Below are 18,478 nucleotides of genomic sequence, written 5' to 3' on the forward strand. Positions count from 1 at the left end.
GCGACGGGGTCAGCTCACCCGCAGATGGCGCCCTGCGCCGCCGATCCGACGAGCTTGGCGTACTTGCCGAGCACCCCGGTGGTGTAGCGCGGGGGCAGCGGCTCCCAGCCGTCGCGGCGGGCGGCCAGCTCGGCCTCGTCGACGACCAGGTCGAGCGTGCGGGCGGCGAGGTCGAGCCGGATCGTGTCGCCGTCGCGCACGAACGCGATCGGGCCGCCGTCCGTCGCCTCGGGCGCGACGTGCCCGATGCACAGGCCCGTCGTCCCCCCGGAGAACCGGCCGTCGGTGAGCAGCAGGACGTCCTTGCCCAGGCCGGCGCCCTTGATGGCGCCGGTGACGGCGAGCATCTCGCGCATCCCCGGGCCGCCGCGCGGCCCCTCGTAGCGGATGACGACGACGTCGCCGGGCTTCAGGTTGCCCTCGGTGACGGCGTCCATCGCGCCCTGCTCGCCGTCGAAGACGCGCGCGGTGCCCTCGAACGTCTCGGCGTCGAAGCCGGCCGACTTCACGACCGCGCCCTCGGGCGCCAGCGAGCCGTGCAGGATCGACAGGCCGCCGGTCTTGTGGATCGGGTCGTTCATCGCGTGGATGATCGCGCCGTCGGGGTCCGGCGGGGCGATCTCGGCGAGGTTCTCGGCCATCGTCTTCCCGGTCACGGTCAGCGCGTCGCCGTGCAGCAGGCCGGCATCGAGCAGTGCGCGCATGACGACCGGGACGCCGCCGATGCGGTCGATGTCGGTCATGACGAACCGGCCGAACGGCTTCACGTCGGCCAGGTGCGGCGTGCGGTCGCCGATGCGGTTGAAGTCCTCGAGCGTCAGGTCGACCTGCGCCTCGTGCGCGATCGCCATCAGGTGCAGGACGGCGTTCGTGGAGCCACCCAGAGCCATGACGACGGTGATCGCGTTCTCGAACGCCTTCTTCGTCATGATCTGCCGCGCGGTGATGCCGTGGCGCAGCATGTTCACCACGGCCTCGCCGGAGGCCACGGCGAACGCGTCGCGGCGGCGGTCCGGCGCCGGCGGGGCGGCACTGCCCGGCAGGCTCATACCGAGGGCCTCGGCCGCGCTGGCCATCGTGTTCGCCGTGTACATGCCGCCGCAGGCGCCCTCGCCGGGGCAGGTGGCCTTCTCGATCGCGGTCAGCTCGTCGCGGGTGATCTTGCCGGCCGCGCACGCGCCGACGCCCTCGAAGACGTCGATGATCGTGAGGTCGCGATCACCGAGCTTGCCGGGCAGCGTCGACCCCGCGTACAGGAACACGCTGGCCAGGTCGAGCCGTGCGGCGGCCATGAGCATGCCCGGCAGCGACTTGTCGCAGCCGGCCAGGAGGACGGAACCGTCCAGGCGCTCGGCGAACATCACGGTCTCGACCGAGTCGGCGATGACCTCGCGGCTCACCAGCGAGGCGCGCATGCCCTCGTGGCCCATGGAGATGCCGTCGGAGACCGAGATCGTGCCGAACTCCAGCGGGAACCCACCGGCGGCGCGCACGCCCTCCTTCGCCCGCTTCGCCAGCCGGTCCAGCGAGAGGTTGCAGGGCGTGATCTCGTTCCAGGAGGACGCGACGCCCACCTGGGGCTTGGCGAAGTCGTCGTCGCCCATGCCGACGGCGCGCAGCATGGCGCGGGCGGGGGCCTTGGCGTCCCCGTCGGTCACCTCGTAGCTGCGCGGCTTCATGGGGCTGTGCTGGCCGCTGGTGGTGCCGGTGCTGGTCTCGCGATCCTCGACGCTGGTCACGATCGGCGATGGTAGGCCGCGGGCCGGACAGGACCTGCGGCCCGGGTGGGAGGATGGCCGCTCGTGAGCTCCCCCGCGCGGCTGCGCATGAACCGGACAGCCCTGTTCCCCGTCGGCCTGCTCGCGCTCTGCACCGTCCCGCTGGCCTTCGCCGCCCCGTGGACGCCGATCCTGCTCGTGATCCCGCTGGCCGTCGCGCTCTGGGTCCTGCGGGCCGGCGTCGACGTCGCGGACGAGGGGCTCACGGTCCGGTCCCTGGCCGGGCAACGGCAGGTGCCGTGGCCGGACGTCGCCGGGATCCGGGTCGCCCCCCGCGGCGCCCTGTTCGTGGTCACCACCCGCGGCACCGAGCTGCACCTGCCGGTGATGCGGGCGCGGGACCTGCCTCGCCTGGGGGCCCTGTCCGGCGGCCGCATCGACGTCCCCCAGCCACCTGGATGAACCGTCAGTAGCCGTCGACCACGTTGATCAGCGGCTCGCCGGCCAGCACGCGCGCGATCTGGTCGGTGACCGCCGCGGCGGCCCGCGCGTTGGTCTCCGGCACCGCTCCCCCGACGTGCGGGGTGAGCAGCAGCCCGGGCGCGGACCAGAGGGGGTGCCCCTCGGGCAACGGCTCGGGGTCGGTGACGTCGAGCGCCGCCCGCAGGCGGCCGGCGGTCAGCTCGGCCAGCAGGGCGTCGGTGTCGACGACGACGCCGCGCGCCGCGTTCACCAGCAGGGCGCCGTCCGGCATCGCGGCGAGGAAGGCCGCGTCCACCATGCCGGTCGTCTCCGGTGTCACCGGCACGATGAGGATCACCACATCGGCGTGCGGCAGCAGCTCGGGCAGCTCTGCGGTCGAGTGGACGCCGTCGCGCGCCGTCCGGGCGACGTAGGTCAGCCGCACGTCGAACCCCGCGAGCATCCGGCCGATCGCCGTCCCGATGTCGCCGGCACCGACGACGAGCACGCGCGCCCCCACCAGCGAGGAGAAGGTCTGCGACGACCAGCGGCCGGCAGCCTGTTCGCGGACGAAGAACGGGAGGCCCCGCTGGGCGGCGAGCGTCGCGGCCACCGCCCACTCGGCGGTCGACGGCGTGTGCGCACCGCGGGCGTTGCACAGGAACACGCCCTCGGGGAGCCGGCCGGCGAAGCGCTCCGCGCCGGCACTGAGCAGTTGCACCAGGCGCAGGTGCGGCAGCCCGTCGACGAAGCCCTCGGGGAGCGTGGCACCGGCGCTGCGCGGCACCCAGACCTGCGCCAGCGCGGCGTCCCCGGTGGGCGGGCCCTCGTCGGCGTTCACCCGGAAGGCCCGGACCCGCGGGGAGAGCGCCTCGACCGCCTGTCCGAGGGCCCTGGACGGAACGAGTACCCGGAGGATCTCGTCGGGCTCGAGCGGAAGACGCGGCACGGGCACCGACTCTAGGCGGCGCGGCGGCGCCCGCACGTACTGTGGATACCGTGCGGCCTGGGGCGGGAGTTCGGATCTCGCGGGTCCTCGCCGTCCTCACCGCCGCGGTGCTGCTGGCCGGCTGCGGCGACGACGGCTACCACCCGGCCGGCCCCTTCCGGCCGCTGCCGGAGGGGGCGCCTCCGGAGGTCGGGCCGCCGACGTCGAAAGCGCCGGTTCCCGGCGATCCCGCGCAGCCGGAATCGGGGGACAGCGCCGGCGACCCGAACGTCGTCGCCTCCGGACTCGACGTGCCGACGGGCGTCGTCGTCCTCGGGGACGGCAGCGCCATCGTCGGCGAGCGCGAGACGGGCCGGCTGCTGCAGGTCTTCGCCGACCGGTCGCCCGCACGCGAACTGATGACCCTCCCGGGGATCGACACGACCGGCGACGGCGGGCTGCTGGGCCTGGCGGTCTCGCCCACCTACCTCGAGGACGGGCTGGTCTACGCCTACCTGTCGACCGCGACGGACAACCGGGTGGTCCGCTTCCCGCTGGGCGGTACACCCAACCCCGTCCTCACCGACATCCCCCGCGGCGCGACCGACAACGGGGGCGGTCTGCTCTTCGGCGCCGACGGCACCCTGTTCGTCGGCACCGGCGACACCGGCGACCCGGCGCTGGGTGCCGACCCGAACTCACTCGCCGGCAAGGTGCTCCGGATCGACACCTTCGGCCGCCCGGTCGGCGCCTCGCCGGTCTACAGCCGGGGCCACCGCGACGTGACGGCGCTCTGCCAGAGCGCCACCCCCGACGGCGGCGCGACCCTGTACGCCACCGACGCCACCACCGTCGGGGCCGACGAGCTGGACGTGATCGTCGAGGGGGGTGACTACGGCAGCCCCGGTGGACGGACGCCGCTCGCGGAGGTCGACGCCGCCGAGGGCGGCCTCGGCGGCTGCGCGGCCATGGGCACGGGGGTGTTCCTCGCGGCGATGGACGGCCAGCGCATCCGGGCGCTGACCATCGACGCGAAGGGAGCGGTCACCGGCGACCCCGAGGACTTCCTCACGCGGCAGTACGGCCGGCTGCGCAGCGTCGTCGCCGACGCCGAGGGCGCCCTGTGGATCACGACGTCGAACCGGGACGGCGTCGGGACGCCGACGGCCGACGACGACCGGGTCCTGCGCATCCAGCCGCCGAGCACCGCCGGCAGCTCACCGCTGTGACATTGCGATGACATTGCGATGACATTGCGATCCTCCGGATCGCACCGCGGCCACGTGCCGTCCCCCGGGTGAGCTGAGCGCGTCCGTGCCCTCCTCGGGGAACCCTCCGGGCCCCCTCGTCGGTCACCCCGCAGTCAATCTCTCTTCCAGCATGCGCTTCACCGTTGCCGCGTCGGCCTTGCCGCGGGTGGCCTTCATGACCGCCCCGACCAGCGCACCGATCGCCTGCACCTTTCCCGACCGCACCTTCTCGGCGACGTCGGGGTTGCCCTCGATCGCCGCGTCCACGGCGGCCACCAGCTCGTCGGACTCCCCCATCACCGCGAGTCCGCGGGCCTCCACCACCTGGGCGGGGTCGCCCTCGCCGGCGAGCACGCCGTCGAGGGTCTGGCGGGCCAGCTGGTCGTTGATCGTGCCGGCGCCCACCAGAGCCACGAGTTCGGCGACCTGTCCCGGCGTCACGGCCAGCTCGCCCAGCTCGATGCCGGCGTCGTTGGCCCGGCGGGCCAGCTCGCCCAGCCACCACTTCCGCGCGTCGGCCGGTGAGGCCCCGGCGGCGACGGTGTCACCGACCAGGTCGACGGCGCCGGCGTTGACGACCCAGGCCATCTCCGTGGGCGAGATGCCCCACTCCTCCGAGAGCCGCGTGCGACGGGCGGCCGGCAGCTCGGGCAGGGCCGCGGCCAGCTTCTCCACCCACTCCTCGTCGGGAGCGATCGGCACCAGGTCGGGCTCGGGGAAGTAGCGGTAGTCGGTCGCCTCCTCCTTGCTCCGGCCGGACGACGTGCTGCCGGAGTCCTCGTGGAAGTGGCGGGTCTCCTGCACCACGCGGCCACCGTCGTCGAGGACGGCGGCCTGGCGGCGCATCTCGTAGCGGACGGCGCGCTCGACCGACCGCAGCGAGTTGACGTTCTTGGTCTCGCTGCGGGTGCCCCACTCGAGGCTGCCGATCGGCGCGATCGAGAGGTTGACGTCGCAGCGCAGGCTGCCCTGCTCCATCTTGACGTCGGAGACGCCGAGGGTCCGCACGATCTCGCGCAGCTCGTCGACGTAGGCACGGGCCACTTCTGGGGCCTTCGCGCCGGCGCCCGGGATGGGCCGGGTGACGATCTCGACGAGCGGGATGCCGGCCCGGTTGTAGTCGATCAGCGAGTGGTCGGCGCCATGGATGCGACCTGTCGAGCCGCCGACGTGCAGGTTCTTGCCGGTGTCCTCCTCCAGGTGCACCCGCTCGATCTCCACGCGGTAGGTCTCGCCGTCGACCTCGACGTCCAGGTGCCCGGCCGTGCACAGCGGCTCGTCGTACTGGCTGGTCTGGAAGCCCTTGGGGATGTCCGGGTAGAAGTAGTTCTTCCGGGCGAAGCGGCACCAGGTGGCGATCCGGCAGCCCAGTGCCAGGCCGATCCGGATCGTCGCCTCGATCGCCGCGGCGTTCGCCACCGGCAGCGCGCCGGGCAGCCCGAGGCAGACCGGGCAGGTCTGGGTGTTGGGCTCGGCGCCGAAGGTGGTCGAGCAGCCGCAGAACATCTTGGACGCCGTGCCGAGCTCGACGTGGGTCTCCAGGCCGATGACCGGCTCGTAGCGCGTGAGGACCTCGTCGAAGTCGACCAGCTTGTCGGTGCTCACGGAGTGGGGCCTTCCTTGGGAGCGGTCCGACCGGTGACGAGGGCGCCGACACCGGTCAGGACGCCGAGGACGATGAATGCGGCGAAGACCGGGCGGCCGGTGACGGCCCACAGCACGATCCCGGCCACCACGACGAACGCCGTCAGTGCCCAGGCCGCCTTGAGTGCGCCGTTCATGCCGCTTCCCCCTTCGCTTCCGGGAGGACGAGCTGGTCGAGGAATCCGCCGTCGCCGCGGTCGGCGGTGAGCGCCGCCTCCAGGGCAGCGGCCACGCGGTAGCAGCGGTCGTCGGCCAGCGCCGGTGCCATGATCTGGAATCCGACCGGCAGGCCGTCCGACAGCCCGCACGGCACCGAGATCGCCGGCAGGCCCGCCAGGCTCGCCGGCAGCGTGCACAGGTCGGCGGCGTACATGGCGATCGGGTCGTCGACCCGGGAACCGAGCGGGAAGGCGACCGTCGGCGTGGTCGGGCTGACCAGCACGTCGACGCCCGGGTCCTCAGCGGTGCCGAAGGCGCCCGAGAAGTCGCGGCTGATGAGGGTGCGCACCTTCTGCGCCTGCCCGTAGTAGGCCTCGTAGTAGCCGCTGGACAGGGCGTAGGTGCCGAGGATGATGCGCCGCTTCACCTCGGGCCCGAAGCCCTGCTCGCGGGTCAGCGCCATCACCTCGTCGAGGTCGCGGCTGCCGTCGTCACCGACACGCAGGCCGTACCGGACGCCGTCGAAGCGGGCCAGGTTGGACGAGGCCTCGCTCGGGGCGATGAGGTAGTAGGCGGCCAGGGCCAGGTCGAATGCCGGGCACGACACCTCGCGGACCTCGGCGCCCATCGACTCCAGCCGTGCCACCGCTGCGGTGAAGCTGTCGAGCACGCCCTGCTCGTAGCCGTCGGTGTGCCCCTCGCCGCCCAGCTCGCGCACGACGCCGACCGTCACACCCGACAGGTCGCCGTCGGCCCCGCGCCGGGCGGACTCGGCCAGCACCGGCAGCGGCGCCGCGATGCTCGTGGAGTCCAGCGGGTCGTGGCCGCCGATCGCCTCGTGCAGCAGGGCGGCGTCGAGGACCGTCCGGGCCATCGGGCCGGCCTGGTCGAGGCTCGAGGAGAACGCGATCAGGCCGTACCGGGAGACCGAGCCGTACGTGGGCTTGTGGCCGACGAGGCCGGTGACGGCGGCGGGCTGGCGGATCGACCCACCGGTGTCGGTGCCGATCGCCCAGGGCGCGAGGCCGCCGGCCACGGCCGCCGACGAGCCGCCGGAGGAGCCGCCGGGGATCCGCTCGGGGTTCCACGGGTTGCGGGTCACGCGGTAGGCGGAGTTCTCGGTGGAGGAGCCCATCGCGAACTCGTCCATGTTGGTCTTGCCGAGCAGCACCGTGCCGGCGGCCTTCAGGCGAGCGGCCACGGTGGCGTCGTAGGGCGGCTTCCAGCCCTCGAGGATCTTCGAGCCGCTGGTGGTGGGCACGCCCTCGGTGACGACGACGTCCTTCAGCGCGACCGGGATGCCGGCCAGGCCACCCAGCTCACCTGCGTCGACCTCCGCGGCACGGGCCAGTGCGGCCTCCGGGTCGACGTGCAGGTAGGCGCCCAGCTCGCCGTCGGTCGCGGCGATGCGGTCGAGGTAGGCCTGGGTGATGTCGACCGAGGTCGCGCCGTCGGCCAGCGCGGCCTGCAGTCCCACGACGTCCATCGAGGTCAGCTCGGCGCTCACGCCTCCTCCCCGAGGATGCGCGGCACCCGGAAGCGGCCGTCTTCGGCCGCCGGAGCGCCGGCGAGGACGACGTCGCGCGGCAGGCACGGGCGGGCGACGTCCTCGCGTACGACGTTGGTCATGGGGACGGCGTGGGTGGTCGGCGGAACGTCCTCGACCGCGGCCTTCCCGACCTGTGCGACGGCGTCGAGCACGGCGGTCAGCTGCCCGGCGAAGAGATCGAGCTCCTCGTCGGTCACCGCCAGCCGGGCCAGGTGCGCCAGGTGCGAGACATCCTTCCGGGACAGCGTGCTCATGCTGGGGCGGGACTCCACTTCGGCGGTGCGCGACGGCTCGTCCTGAGCCGGGAACGTGACCTGGTCACTCTACGTGGGGCGGTCCGGGGCGGGTCCGCCGTGGAACCGCCGTGAGAGGCTGCACCCGTCGCGATCAAAGGGGATCGACCCGCACCCTCGAGTTCGCCCCGGAGGAACCGTGTCCTATCTCCTGCGCCTGGTGGTGCCCGACCGGCCCGGCAGCCTGGGGGCGGTGGCCACCGCCCTGGGCGAGGCCGGCGCCGACATCGTGTCCCTGGACGTGCTCGAGCGCGGGCAGGGCGTGGCCGTCGACGACGTCGTGGTGGACCTGCCCCGCGACCGGCTGCCCGACAGCCTGATCACGGCAGCTCAGGCGGTGCCGGGGGTGACCGTCGAGTCGATCCGCCCGTTCGCCGGCCCTCTCGACACCCACCGCGAGCTGGAGCTGCTCGACGAGCTCGCCCGGGCCGGGGAGGCCGCCTCGGCCAAGCTGCTGGCCGCCGAGCTCCCCCGCGTCTTCCACAGCGGCTGGGCCGTGGTGCTCGAGTCCGCGGACCCGTGGGTGGTGGCCGCCGCCTCGGACGCCGCCCCGGCCTTCGAGGGCCTCGAGCTGCCCTGGATGCCGCTGCACGGTCCGCGGCTGCTGCCGAGCGAAAACGACTGGCTGCCCGAGCGGTGGCGGGAGATGGCGATCGAGATGATGGCCGCGCCGTACGGGGGTCCGGGCTGCGCGGTCGTTCTCGGCCGGTCGGGCGGCCCCGGCTACCGCCGGTCGGAGCTGATGCGGCTCGCGCACCTCACCGGCATCGCGACGACGGTGGCCTCGCTGCCCCCGGTCTGAGCGGTCTCAGTCCGAGCCGTCGCCGATCGTGGCGACCTGGCGGGCGGCGTCGGGACCGTCCTCGAGCAGCGCGCGGAAGCCGTCGTCGTCCAGGATCGGTGCCTTGACCTGCACGGCCTTGTCGTACTTGCTCCCCGGGTCGGCGCCGACGACGACGAAGCCGGTCTTCTTCGACACCGAGCCGGTGACCTTGCCGCCCTGCTCCTGGATCGCGGCGATGGCCTGGTCACGGCTGTAGTCGCGCAGCGAGCCGGTCACGACGACGGTCACTCCGGTCAGCGGGCCGGGCGGGGCGTCCTCCCCCGCGTCGGCCATCCGGACGCCGGCGCTGCGCCACTTCTCCACGACGTCGCGGTGCCAGTCGACGCCGAACCAGTCGCGCACCGAGGCGGCGATGGTCGGGCCGACCCCGTCGGCCGCGGCGAGCTCCTCCTCGGTCGCGGCCATGATCCGGTCCATCGACCGGAAGTCACGGGCCAGTGCCTGCGCCGCCGTCGGACCCACGTGCCGGATGGAGAGCGCGACCAGCACGCGCCAGAGCGGCACGTCCTTGCGGCTCTGCAGGTTCGTCAGGAGCTTCGCGCCGTTGGCGGAGAGCCGGCCGTCCTTGTTCGTGAAGAACGCCGAGCGCTGGAGCTTCTCCTCGTCGAGGAAGAAGACGTCGCCCTCGTCCTCGAGCAGGTGGCTCTGCAGCAGCGCGACGGCCGCCTCGTAGCCGAGGTTCTCGATGTCGAAGGCGCCGCGCCCGGCGACGTGGAAGACGCGCTCCCGCAGCTGCGCCGGGCAGGACCGGGCGTTGGGACACCGGATGTCGGCGTCGCCCTCCTTCTCCGGCCGCAGCTCGGTGCCGCACTCCGGGCAATGCGTCGGCATCTCGAAGGCATGCTCCGAGCCGTCGCGGGCGGCGACGACCGGGCCGAGCACCTCGGGGATGACGTCGCCGGCCTTGCGGATGACCACGGTGTCGCCGATGAGCACGCCCTTGCGCTTGACCTCGCTGGCGTTGTGCAGCGTGGCGAGCTGGACCGTGGAGCCGGCTACCTTCACCGGCTCCATGTAGGCGAACGGGGTGACCCGGCCGGTGCGGCCGACGTTGACCCTGATGTCGAGGAGCTTGGTGGTCGCCTCCTCCGGCGGGTACTTGAACGCGATCGCCCAGCGCGGGGCCCGCGACGTGGAGCCCAGCCGCCGCTGGAGCGCGTACTGGTCGACCTTCACGACGACACCGTCGATCTCGTGCTCGACCGAGTGCCGCCGCTCCTTTGTGTCCTCGATGAACGCCCACACCGCCTCGAGGTCGTCGACCACCCGGAAGCGGTCGCTCACCGGCAGGCCGAGGTGCCGCAGCCGGTCGTAGGCGGCGGACTGCCGGTCGACCTGGAAACCCCGGTGCGCGCCGACACCGTGCACGACCAGCCGCAGCGGCCGGGACGCGGTGACCCGGGGGTCCTTCTGGCGCAGTGACCCGGCGGCGGCGTTGCGCGGGTTCGCGAACGGCGCCTTGCCCTGCTCGACCATGCCGGCGTTGACGTCGGCGAACGCAGCGACGGGGAAGTAGATCTCCCCACGCACCTCCAGCAACTCCGGCACGTCGTCACCGGCCAGCTGCTGCGGGACGTTGTCCATGGTGCGGACGTTGGCGGTGACGTCCTCCCCCGTGGTCCCGTCGCCGCGGGTGGCCGCCCGGACGAGGCGCCCGTTCTCGTAGACGATGGCGACCGCGACGCCGTCGACCTTCAGCTCGCACAGGTAGCTCGCACCGGCCGCGCCCTCGCGCTCGACCCGGGCCGCCCAGGCCGACAACTCGTCGCTGGAGAAGGCGTTGTCGAGGCTCTGCATGCGCTCGAGGTGCTGGACCGGCGCGAACGTCGCGGTGAAGCCACCGTTGACCTTCTGGCTCGGCGAATCGGGGGTGATCAGCGCGTGGTGGGCCGCCTCGAGCGCCTTGAGCTCGCCCATCAGCTCGTCGTACTGGCCGTCGCTGACCAGCGGCTCGTCGCGGACGTAGTACGCGAAGGCGTACCGGTCCAGCTCCTCGGACAGGTCGCGGTGCCGCGTGCGGGCGTCGTCCGGGACCTCCGTGAGGTCCTCCCGTTCGGCCGCCGCGGCCACCTGCGGCTCGTCCAGTTCCGCCTCAGTGCTCACCGGTGCACGGTATCCGCCGGGTACGACGATGAATCGCTGGTCACCCGGACGGGCCTCAGTCCGCCTGGAGGTACTTGGCCGCCTCGCGGACGTGCGTCATCGCGGCGCGTGCGTAGGCCGGCGTCGCACCGGCCAGCCCGCACGCGGGTGTCAGCGTGACCGCGGAGGCCAGCCGGTCGGCGGGGAACCCCAGCTCGTTCCACCAGGCCCGCACGCGGGACGCGGTGGCCTTCGGCGTCCCGAGTGGGGCGTCGATGCCCGGCACGACCCCGGGGAAGAGGTGCGTGCCTGCCTCGATGGCGGTGCCGACGGAGTCGAGGTCCTGCACGAGCCCCAGGTCGAAGGAGAGCGCTGTGGCCCCCGCCACGCGGAACAGGTCCAGCGGGGCGCGGGGTGCGCAGCAGTGCACCACGACCGGGACGGCGATCCGCCGCACCAGATCCGCGAGCTCCTGCTCGACCACGTTCGGCTCGACCGCAGCCAGCTTGCCGAATCCGCTCGCCGTCGGCAGGCCGCCCTGCAGGACCGCGGGCACCGAGGGCTCGTCCAGCTGGACCACGAGGGTGGCACCCGGCACACGGGCGCCGACCGCGGCGACATGTGCGGCGAGCCCCTCCGCCAGCGACTGCGCGAGGTCGCGGCGGGCCCCCCGGTCGACCACCGCGCGGTCGCCGCGACTGCGCTCGAGCCCTGCCGCCAGCGTCCACGGCCCCGCGGCCTGCACCTTGAACGGACCGGTGTACCCCGAGGCGACCTCGTGCAGGGCGTCGAGGTCCCTGGCGATGAACTCGACGGCCCGACGCTGGTCCATCCCCCCGCGCGGGACCAGCCGCCAGCCGGCCGGGGTCAGGTCGACGGCGACGTCGACCAGCAACGACGCGCTGCGGCCGATCAGATCCGCGCCCGCGCCGCGGCCGGGGAGCTCCGGCAGGTGCGCGAACGCCGGCAGCTCGCCGACCACCACGCGGATGGCCTCCACCGGGTCGGTGCCGGGCAGTGATCCGACGCCCGAGGCCGGCCCCCACGCGAAGGGGACCGGCCTCGGGTCAGTGCTCTCGCTCGGCGTGGTCACGGCGGCGACGGTAGCCCGCTCCCGCCGTGACCCCGATCAGCTGCCGGTCAGCGGCCCCGCAGCCAGGCGAGCAGCTTCGTGATGATGGCGGTGATCACCGTCTTCACGTCGGAGCCCACCGTGCCGAGGGTGACGGTCGTCGTCGCGGTCTCCCCCGACGCGCCGGTCAGGGTGACGGCCTGCTGCCCGGCCTTCAGGTCGGCCGGCACCCGGAAGGCGATCGCGACCGCGCCCTTGTCGTCGGCCGCCGCGGTCCCCAGCACGCGCCCGTCCGCGAGGGTGGCGGTGATCGACTCGCGCGGCTCGAGCAGCGTGCCGCGCACGGTGACCTGCTGGCCGCGGGTGGGGTTGGCCTGGTCGTTGCTCGCGGTCGCGGCCTGCGGGTTGCACGGCGCACGGCCCGAACCGTCGTCGTCGAACGGCTGCGCCCGGTCGAGCGACACGGCCCGGTCGAGGGCCGGCGGCGCCACCGGGGAATGAGCGGCCAGGTAGTCGTTGAGGACGTCGACGTCGTTGGGTCCCGTCACGTCGACCTTGTCGCCCCGGCGCTCCTCGGTGAAGGCCGGGGAGCTGTCGCCGCCGTCGACGAGGAACGAGTTGGCGACCACGTCGTACGTGGTGGCGAGTTCGAGCGAGACCCCGCCGACCTTGATCGTGGCGGCGTCGACCCGGGCACCGAGCGGCGCGTTCGGGTCGAACGAGTACGTCAGTCCGGCCTGGGGGTCCTCCAGAGGACATGCGGGAACAGACCGCCCCGTGGGCGGCCTCGTCGACGGTGGTTTCGTGAGCCGCGCTCAGGAATTCACGCACCGGAACGGGCTCGTCACAGAAGCTGGCTGGACGTTGGCTGTAGCCAAGAGCTAGTGACGAAGCGTTTCTTCGCGTTCACGCGCCGTACGCACGGCAGCCTGTCCGAGCACCCGATCGCCCCGCACAGCGTCCGGCTCGTACAGCACCGCCGACTGCCCGGGCGCCACCCCGCGCTGGTCCTCGGCGAGCCGGATCAGCAGGCCGCCGGCACCGTCGTCGGTCACCTCGCAGGCCACCGGCTCGGCGTGCGCGCGCAGCTGGACCTGCGCGGTGAACGGCAGCGCGGGCACCGATCCGGTCCAGGTGGGGGCGCCCGTGCGCACCGATCCGATGCCGGCCAGGTCGCGCGTGCCGATCGTGACCGTGCGGCTGACCGGCTCGATGGCCAGCACGTAGCGCGGGCGCTGGTCGCCGACCGCGACGCCGAGCCCCTTGCGCTGCCCGACGGTGAATCCATAGGTGCCGTCGTGCTCGCCCACCGTCGCTCCGGTGGCGGCGTCGACCACCGGGCCGGGCCGGCTGCCGAGCTTCCGGGCGAGGAACCCGCGGGTGTCGCCGTCGGGGATGAAGCAGATGTCGTGCGAGTCGGGCTTGGCCGCCACCGCGAAGCCGCGCTCGGCGGCGATCTCCCGGACCCGGTCCTTCGTCATCGGGCCGAGGGGGAACATCGACGCGGCCAGCTGGTCGGCGCGGAGCACGCCGAGCACGTAGGACTGGTCCTTGGCCGCGTCGACCGAGCGGCGCAGCTCGCCGTCGGCCAGGCGCGCGTGGTGCCCCGTGACGACGGCCTCGAAGCCGAGGGCCAGGGCCCGGTCCAGGACCGCCGAGAACTTGATCTTCTCGTTGCAGCGCAGGCAGGGGTTCGGCGTCCGCCCGGCCGCGTACTCGGCCACGAAGTCGTCGACGACGTCCTCGGTGAACCGTTCGGCGAGGTCCCACACGTAGAACGGGATGCCGAGCTCGTCGGCGACCCGCCGCGCGTCGTGCGCGTCCTCGACGCTGCAGCACCCGCGCGCGCCGGAGCGCAGGGTCTGCCGGTCCGGCGAGAGCGCCAGGTGGACGCCGGTGACGTCGTGTCCCGCGTCGACCGCCAGCGCGGCGGCGACCGCGGAGTCCACTCCCCCGCTCATGGCGGCGAGGACCCTCATCGGGAGCCCAACCCGGCCCGCCGAGCCCGTTCGACCACGGGCTCGATCACGGCGAGCACCGCATCGACGTCGGCCTCGTCGGAGGTGTGCCCGAGGCTGAAGCGCAGCGAGCTGCGGGCCCGGTCGGCGTCGGCTCCGACCGCCAGGAGCACGTGACTGGGCCGCGCCACACCGGCGCTGCACGCGGACCCGGTGGAGCACTCGACGCCGCGGGCGTCGAGCAGCATGAGCAGCGCGTCGCCCTCCGCGCCGGCGAAGGACAGGTGTGCGTTGCCCGGCAGGCGGCCCGGCCCGCCGGCGATCCGGTCGTCGAGGGCGGCGCCGTTGAGCATCACGTCGGGCACCCGCCGCACGATGCCGGCGACCAGCCGGTCGCGGAGGTCGGACACCCGGGCGGCCCGCCCCTGGCGGGAGCCGACGGCGGCCACCGTTGCCACGGCCAGCCCGACGATGGCGGCGACGTCGAGGGTTCCCGAGCGCACGTCGCGCTCCTGTCCCCCGCCGTGCAGCAGCGGGGTGCACTCGGCGTCCCGGCGCAGCAGCAGCGCACCGGCCCCCATCGGACCGCCCAGCTTGTGCCCGGTCATCGTCAGCGCGTCGGCGCCGCTGGCGGCGAAGTCGACGGGCACCTGGCCGACCGCCTGGACCGCGTCGGTGTGCAGCGGGACCCCTACCTCGTGGGCGGTCTCGGCCAGCGCAGCGATGTCGCTGACCGTGCCGATCTCGTTGTTCGCCCACATCGCGCTCGCGACGGCGACGTCACCGCCGTCACCCAGGGCGTCGGCGAGCGCGGCGGGCGTGACCCGCCCACTCGGCTCCACGTCCAGCCAGGTCACGGCGGCGCCGTCGTGCTTGGCCAGCCACTCGACGCTGTCGAGCACGGCGTGGTGCTCGGCCGGGCTGACCACGATCCGGCGGCGGCGGGAGTCGGCCTGGCGCCGCGCCCAGAACATGCCCTTGATCGCGAGGTTGTCGCTCTCGGTCCCGCCCCCGGTGAACAGCACCTCCGACGGTCGAGCGCCCAGCGCCTCGGCCAGCCGCTCGCGCGACTGCTCGGCGGCCCGGCGCGCGGCGCGGCCGCTCGCGTGCAGCGAGGAGGCGTTGCCCACCCGGCCCAGCTGCTCGGTCATGGCGGCCAGCACCTCGGGCAGCACCGGCGTGGTCGCCGCGTGATCGAGGTAGGTCGCCCCGTGAGCTGGATAGGTCATGACCCCGCCAGCGTAGGCGCGGACGGCGCGGCGGCCGTTTCCGGGGAGCGGGCGACGGCTCCGGCCCGCGCGGACGTGACGGCGCCGAGCCCGGCGATGGTGGTGAGCAGCGCGACGGCGGCGAGCACCGCGGACGAGAGGGACAGGTGACCGGCCGCGGCGGCGGCGATCAGGACACCGACCACACCCACGCACAGGGCCGAGCCGGTCACGTCGGCGATCTGGAGAGCCGCCGAGTCCGCACCGCGGCGGTGCTCGGGCGACTGCCCGAGCAGCAGCACGCTCAGGCTCGGCATGCCCAGCCCCATGCCCATACCGGCCACCCCCCAGGTCAGGTAGGACGGCCAGCCGGGGACGTCCGGGACGGCGACGACGGCGGTTCCGGCCAGGCCGAACGCGAGCAGGACGAAGCCGAGCCGCAGCAGGACCACCCGGGCGACGTCCGGACGACGACCCTGCAGCTGGGAGGCGACCGCCCAGCCCAGCGCCGCGGCGGTCAGCGGGACGCCCGCGGCTGTCGGGTCGTAGCCGTGCAGTTCGGTGAGGGAGAGCGGGAGCAGCGCGTCCATGCCGAAGAAGGCCCCGGCGAGGAGTCCGCGCGCGCCGACGACAGCGGGAAGGCCGCGCCGGAGCCGCACGGTGCCGGCCGGCAGCAGGGCGCGCAGGCCCACGACCAGCAGGAGCACGCCGAGCGCCGCGACACCGATGGCGAGCAGGTCGAGCAGTTGACCGGCGTACTGCAGAGCGGCGATCCCGAGCCCGGACACCAGAGCCCACCACCGCCGCGCGGAGGCGACGACCGCGGTGCCGTCGGGTACGGCCAGCTTCCGCAGCGCCGGCAGGAGGAGTGCCAGGCCTCCGACGATCAGGGGCAGCATCCCGAGGAACACCCACCGCCAGCCCAGGTGGGTGGTGACCAGCCCGGCCAGCAGCGGTCCGATCAACGCCGGCAGCACCCAGGCGGCGGAGAACGCGGCGAACAGCCGGGGACGCAGCCGCGGCTCGTAGGCCCGCCCAGCGACCACGTAGAGCGCGACGGAGATGACGCCGCCGCCCACGCCCTGCAACGCCCGGGCGGCGATGAAGACGCCCATCGAGCCGGACAGCCCGCCGGCCAGCAGCCCGGCCGCGAACGTCGCGACACCGGCCAGCACCGCCACCTGCGAGCCGCGCCGGTCGTCGACGTCACCACCCAGCACCATGCCGACGACCGACGCCACCAGGAAGGCGCTGAAGGGCCAGCCGTACCAGGCCAGACCGTGCAGCTCGCGGACGGCGGTCGGCATCGCAGTGGCCACCGCCATCGACTCGAAGGCCACGAAGGTGACCAGCATCAGCAGGCCCGCGGTGGTCAGGCGGTGCACGCGGTCGACGACCGACGGCGACCTGCTGCTGCTCACGTGCGGCTCAACTACCCGCTCGTGCAGACCCTTCCCGGGAAAAGCACCGAGCGCCGACCCCCGCGGGGATCGGCGCTCGGACGCGCGGGTGCTGCTCGGTTACTTCCGGGCGGCGATCTGCTCGGTCGCGGCCGGGACGACGGTGTTCAGGTCGCCGACGACGCCGAAGTCGGCCAGCTCGAAGATGGGGGCCTCGGGGTCCTTGTTGATGGCCACGATCGTCTTCGAGGTCTGCATGCCGGCCCGGTGCTGGATCGCGCCGGAGATGCCGACGGCGACGTAGAGCTGCGGCGAGACGGTCTTTCCGGTCTGGCCGACCTGGAAGCTGTGCGGGTAGAAGCCGGAGTCGACCGCGGCGCGCGAGGCGCCGACGGCGGCACCGAGGGAGTCGGCCAGGGCCTCGATGATCGAGAAGTTCTCGGCGCTGGCCACGCCACGACCACCGGAGACCACGATCGAGGCCTCGGTCAGTTCCGGACGGCTGGACTTCTGCTCGACCACCCGGTCGGTCACCCGCGCGCCCTTGGCGGCGTCGGAGATCGACACCGACACGGTCTCCTCCGTGCCGGCGCCGGCGGCCGGCTCCGGCGTCACGGAGTTGCCGCGCAGCGTGTAGATCGGCGTCCCGGTGGTGACCTTCGAGTGCACGATCACCTGGCCGGCGAACGCGACCTGGGTCGCGGTGCCGTCGGCGGCGATCTCGGTGACGTCGGTGAGGAACCCGGAGTCGGTCTTGACCGCTAGGCGGGCGGCGACCTCCTTGCCCTCCGGTGACGACGGGATGACGACGGCGGCCGGCGACTTGTCCCCGACCAGCTGGGCGAGCACCTCGGCCTTCGGGGCGACGAGGAACTCGTCGACCTCGGGGGCCTCGGCGACGTAGACCTTCTGCGCGCCGTACTCCGCGAGCGCGTCCTTCACGCCGGACGCGGTGCCCGGAGCGGCGATCACGACGGCCGAGGGCTCCCCGAGCGCGCGGGCCGCGGTCAGCGCCTCCAGGGTCGTCTTGCGGACGCCACCACCGGCCGGGTTCAGCTCGGCCAGGACGAGAACTTCTGCCATGACTGTGTCTCCTCTTTCCTGGATCCGGCTCAGACGATCTTCTGCTCGACGAGGAAGCCGACGAACTTCTCGGCGCCGTCGCCCTCGTCGGTGACCTTCACGCCCTGGCCCTTCGGCGGGCGGCCGGCGAAGTCGAGCACCTGGGTGGTCGCGTTCGCCAGCCCCACGGTGCCGGCGTCGACGCCGAGGTCGGCCAGCGACTTGGTCTCCACCGGCTTCTTCTTCGCCGCCATGATCCCCTTGAACGAGGGGTAGCGCGGCTCGTTGATGGTGTCCCAGGTGGACACGATCGCGGGCAGCGCCGCCTCGACGGCCCAGTAGCCGCCGTCGGTCTGCCGCTCGATCTTCGCGGTGCCGCCGTCGACGGTCAGCTTGCGGGCACCGGACAGCTGCGGGATGCCCAGCCGCTCGGCGAGCAGCGCCGGCATGACGCTCATCTGGGAGTCGGTGGCCTCGGCGCCGCAGAGGATCAGGTCGTACTCCAGCTGACCGAGCGCGGCGGCCAGGACGGCACTGGTGTGCAGCGCGTCCGAACCGTGCAAGGCCTCGTCCACGACGTGGACGGCCTTGTCGGCACCCATCGACAGCGCCTTGCGGATCGCGTCGGTGGCCGAGTCCGGCCCGACGGTCAGCACGGTGACCTCGCCGCCCTGCGCATCGCGGACGGTCAGCGCCTCCTCGATGGCGTACTCGTCCATCTCGTTGATCACGTTGTCGGCCGAGGCACGGGCGACGGTGTTGTCGGACGGGTCGAGCTTGCGCTCGCTCCCCGAGTCCGGGACCTGCTTGACAAGAACGACGATGTTCATCGCGCTGACCTTCCTCAGG

The 18,478-nt window shown here is 73.5% G+C and carries 17 protein-coding genes; 3 read left to right on the forward strand and 14 right to left on the reverse strand.

The features are described from left to right. Positions 1-14: 14 nt before the first annotated feature. Positions 15-1,739: a dihydroxy-acid dehydratase gene (ilvD, locus tag AC2H4J_RS14210; RefSeq protein WP_487465519.1), complete on the reverse strand. Its 1,725-nt coding sequence runs from the start codon at positions 1,737-1,739 to the stop codon at positions 15-17. 63 nt (positions 1,740-1,802) lie between these two features. On the opposite strand from ilvD, the gene AC2H4J_RS14215 reads away from it, so the two are divergent. Continuing rightward, entirely contained in the window at positions 1,803-2,180 is a 378-nt protein-coding gene (locus tag AC2H4J_RS14215; protein ID WP_487465520.1) for a PH domain-containing protein, read from the forward strand. Between the two features lie 4 nt (positions 2,181-2,184). On the opposite strand, the gene AC2H4J_RS14220 is transcribed toward AC2H4J_RS14215, so the two are convergent. Next, positions 2,185-3,129: a 2-hydroxyacid dehydrogenase gene (locus AC2H4J_RS14220; protein WP_487465521.1), complete on the reverse strand. Its 945-nt coding sequence runs from the start codon at positions 3,127-3,129 to the stop codon at positions 2,185-2,187. 50 nt (positions 3,130-3,179) lie between these two features. Here AC2H4J_RS14220 and AC2H4J_RS14225 point away from each other — a divergent pair, with 50 nt between their 5' ends. After that, complete coding sequence (locus AC2H4J_RS14225) at positions 3,180-4,337, forward strand: PQQ-dependent sugar dehydrogenase (RefSeq protein WP_487465522.1); 1,158 nt, start codon at positions 3,180-3,182, stop codon at positions 4,335-4,337. Between the two features lie 123 nt (positions 4,338-4,460). Here the strand turns inward: AC2H4J_RS14225 and gatB are convergent, their stop codons facing one another. Genes gatB through gatC form a run of 4 tightly spaced genes read right to left on the reverse strand, consistent with a single transcriptional unit; the run spans position 4,461 to position 7,964 of the window. Next, complete coding sequence (gatB, locus tag AC2H4J_RS14230; protein WP_487465523.1) at positions 4,461-5,963, reverse strand: Asp-tRNA(Asn)/Glu-tRNA(Gln) amidotransferase subunit GatB; 1,503 nt, start codon at positions 5,961-5,963, stop codon at positions 4,461-4,463. After that, on the reverse strand, positions 5,960-6,139 hold the full coding sequence (locus AC2H4J_RS14235; protein ID WP_487465524.1) for a hypothetical protein: 180 nt from the start codon (positions 6,137-6,139) through the stop codon (positions 5,960-5,962). Before AC2H4J_RS14235 ends, gatB begins: the two co-directional genes overlap by 4 nt. Continuing rightward, positions 6,136-7,668 (reverse strand): Asp-tRNA(Asn)/Glu-tRNA(Gln) amidotransferase subunit GatA, encoded by a 1,533-nt coding sequence (gatA, locus tag AC2H4J_RS14240; protein ID WP_487465525.1) that lies wholly within the window; start codon positions 7,666-7,668, stop codon positions 6,136-6,138. Before gatA ends, AC2H4J_RS14235 begins: the two co-directional genes overlap by 4 nt. Next, positions 7,665-7,964 (reverse strand): Asp-tRNA(Asn)/Glu-tRNA(Gln) amidotransferase subunit GatC, encoded by a 300-nt coding sequence (gatC, locus tag AC2H4J_RS14245; protein ID WP_487465526.1) that lies wholly within the window; start codon positions 7,962-7,964, stop codon positions 7,665-7,667. Before gatC ends, gatA begins: the two co-directional genes overlap by 4 nt. A gap of 178 nt (positions 7,965-8,142) precedes the next feature. Between gatC and AC2H4J_RS14250 the strand changes: the two genes are divergently transcribed. After that, entirely contained in the window at positions 8,143-8,805 is a 663-nt protein-coding gene (locus AC2H4J_RS14250) for an ACT domain-containing protein (RefSeq protein WP_487465527.1), read from the forward strand. Between the two features lie 6 nt (positions 8,806-8,811). Here AC2H4J_RS14250 and ligA read toward each other — a convergent pair whose 3' ends face one another. The 8 genes from ligA to AC2H4J_RS14290 all read right to left on the reverse strand — a co-directional run bounded on the left by ligA (position 8,812) and on the right by AC2H4J_RS14290 (position 18,459). Continuing rightward, positions 8,812-10,950 (reverse strand): NAD-dependent DNA ligase LigA, encoded by a 2,139-nt coding sequence (ligA, locus tag AC2H4J_RS14255; RefSeq protein ID WP_487465528.1) that lies wholly within the window; start codon positions 10,948-10,950, stop codon positions 8,812-8,814. Between the two features lie 55 nt (positions 10,951-11,005). Further along, a complete protein-coding gene (locus AC2H4J_RS14260) occupies positions 11,006-12,022 on the reverse strand; it encodes a methionine synthase (RefSeq protein WP_487465529.1) in 1,017 nt (338 codons plus the stop codon). A gap of 47 nt (positions 12,023-12,069) precedes the next feature. Continuing rightward, a complete protein-coding gene (locus AC2H4J_RS14265) occupies positions 12,070-12,753 on the reverse strand; it encodes a 5'-nucleotidase C-terminal domain-containing protein (RefSeq protein ID WP_487465823.1) in 684 nt (227 codons plus the stop codon). Positions 12,754-12,882: 129 nt separating this feature from the next. After that, positions 12,883-13,980 carry a tRNA 2-thiouridine(34) synthase MnmA gene (gene mnmA, locus AC2H4J_RS14270; protein WP_487465530.1) on the reverse strand — a complete coding sequence of 366 codons (1,098 nt, stop codon included), beginning with the start codon at positions 13,978-13,980 and terminating at the stop codon, positions 12,883-12,885. Then, entirely contained in the window at positions 13,977-15,188 is a 1,212-nt protein-coding gene (locus AC2H4J_RS14275; RefSeq protein ID WP_487465531.1) for a cysteine desulfurase family protein, read from the reverse strand. The genes mnmA and AC2H4J_RS14275 overlap by 4 nt, the downstream gene beginning before the upstream one ends. Beyond that, positions 15,185-16,588: an MFS transporter gene (locus tag AC2H4J_RS14280; RefSeq protein ID WP_487465532.1), complete on the reverse strand. Its 1,404-nt coding sequence runs from the start codon at positions 16,586-16,588 to the stop codon at positions 15,185-15,187. The genes AC2H4J_RS14275 and AC2H4J_RS14280 overlap by 4 nt, the downstream gene beginning before the upstream one ends. 99 nt (positions 16,589-16,687) lie before the next feature. Further along, positions 16,688-17,650 carry an electron transfer flavoprotein subunit alpha/FixB family protein gene (locus AC2H4J_RS14285; RefSeq protein ID WP_487465533.1) on the reverse strand — a complete coding sequence of 321 codons (963 nt, stop codon included), beginning with the start codon at positions 17,648-17,650 and terminating at the stop codon, positions 16,688-16,690. Between the two features lie 29 nt (positions 17,651-17,679). Then, on the reverse strand, positions 17,680-18,459 hold the full coding sequence (locus AC2H4J_RS14290; RefSeq protein WP_487465534.1) for an electron transfer flavoprotein subunit beta/FixA family protein: 780 nt from the start codon (positions 18,457-18,459) through the stop codon (positions 17,680-17,682). Positions 18,460-18,478 lie beyond the last annotated feature (19 nt).

The sequence above is a fragment of the Blastococcus sp. OS1-29 genome (assembly GCF_057628075.1).

Bases quoted from the DNA above. Each gene is read 5' to 3' on its own strand.
- AC2H4J_RS14235 (WP_487465524.1), bottom strand. From the start codon at position 6,139: ATGAACGGCGCACTCAAGGCGGCCTGGGCACTGACGGCGTTCGTCGTG.
- gatC (WP_487465526.1), bottom strand. From the start codon at position 7,964: ATGAGCACGCTGTCCCGGAAGGATGTCTCGCACCTGGCGCACCTGGCC.
- mnmA (WP_487465530.1), bottom strand. From the start codon at position 13,980: ATGAGGGTCCTCGCCGCCATGAGCGGGGGAGTGGACTCCGCGGTCGCC.
- AC2H4J_RS14275 (WP_487465531.1), bottom strand. From the start codon at position 15,188: ATGACCTATCCAGCTCACGGGGCGACCTACCTCGATCACGCGGCGACC.
- AC2H4J_RS14285 (WP_487465533.1), bottom strand. From the start codon at position 17,650: ATGGCAGAAGTTCTCGTCCTGGCCGAGCTGAACCCGGCCGGTGGTGGC.
- AC2H4J_RS14290 (WP_487465534.1), bottom strand. From the start codon at position 18,459: ATGAACATCGTCGTTCTTGTCAAGCAGGTCCCGGACTCGGGGAGCGAG.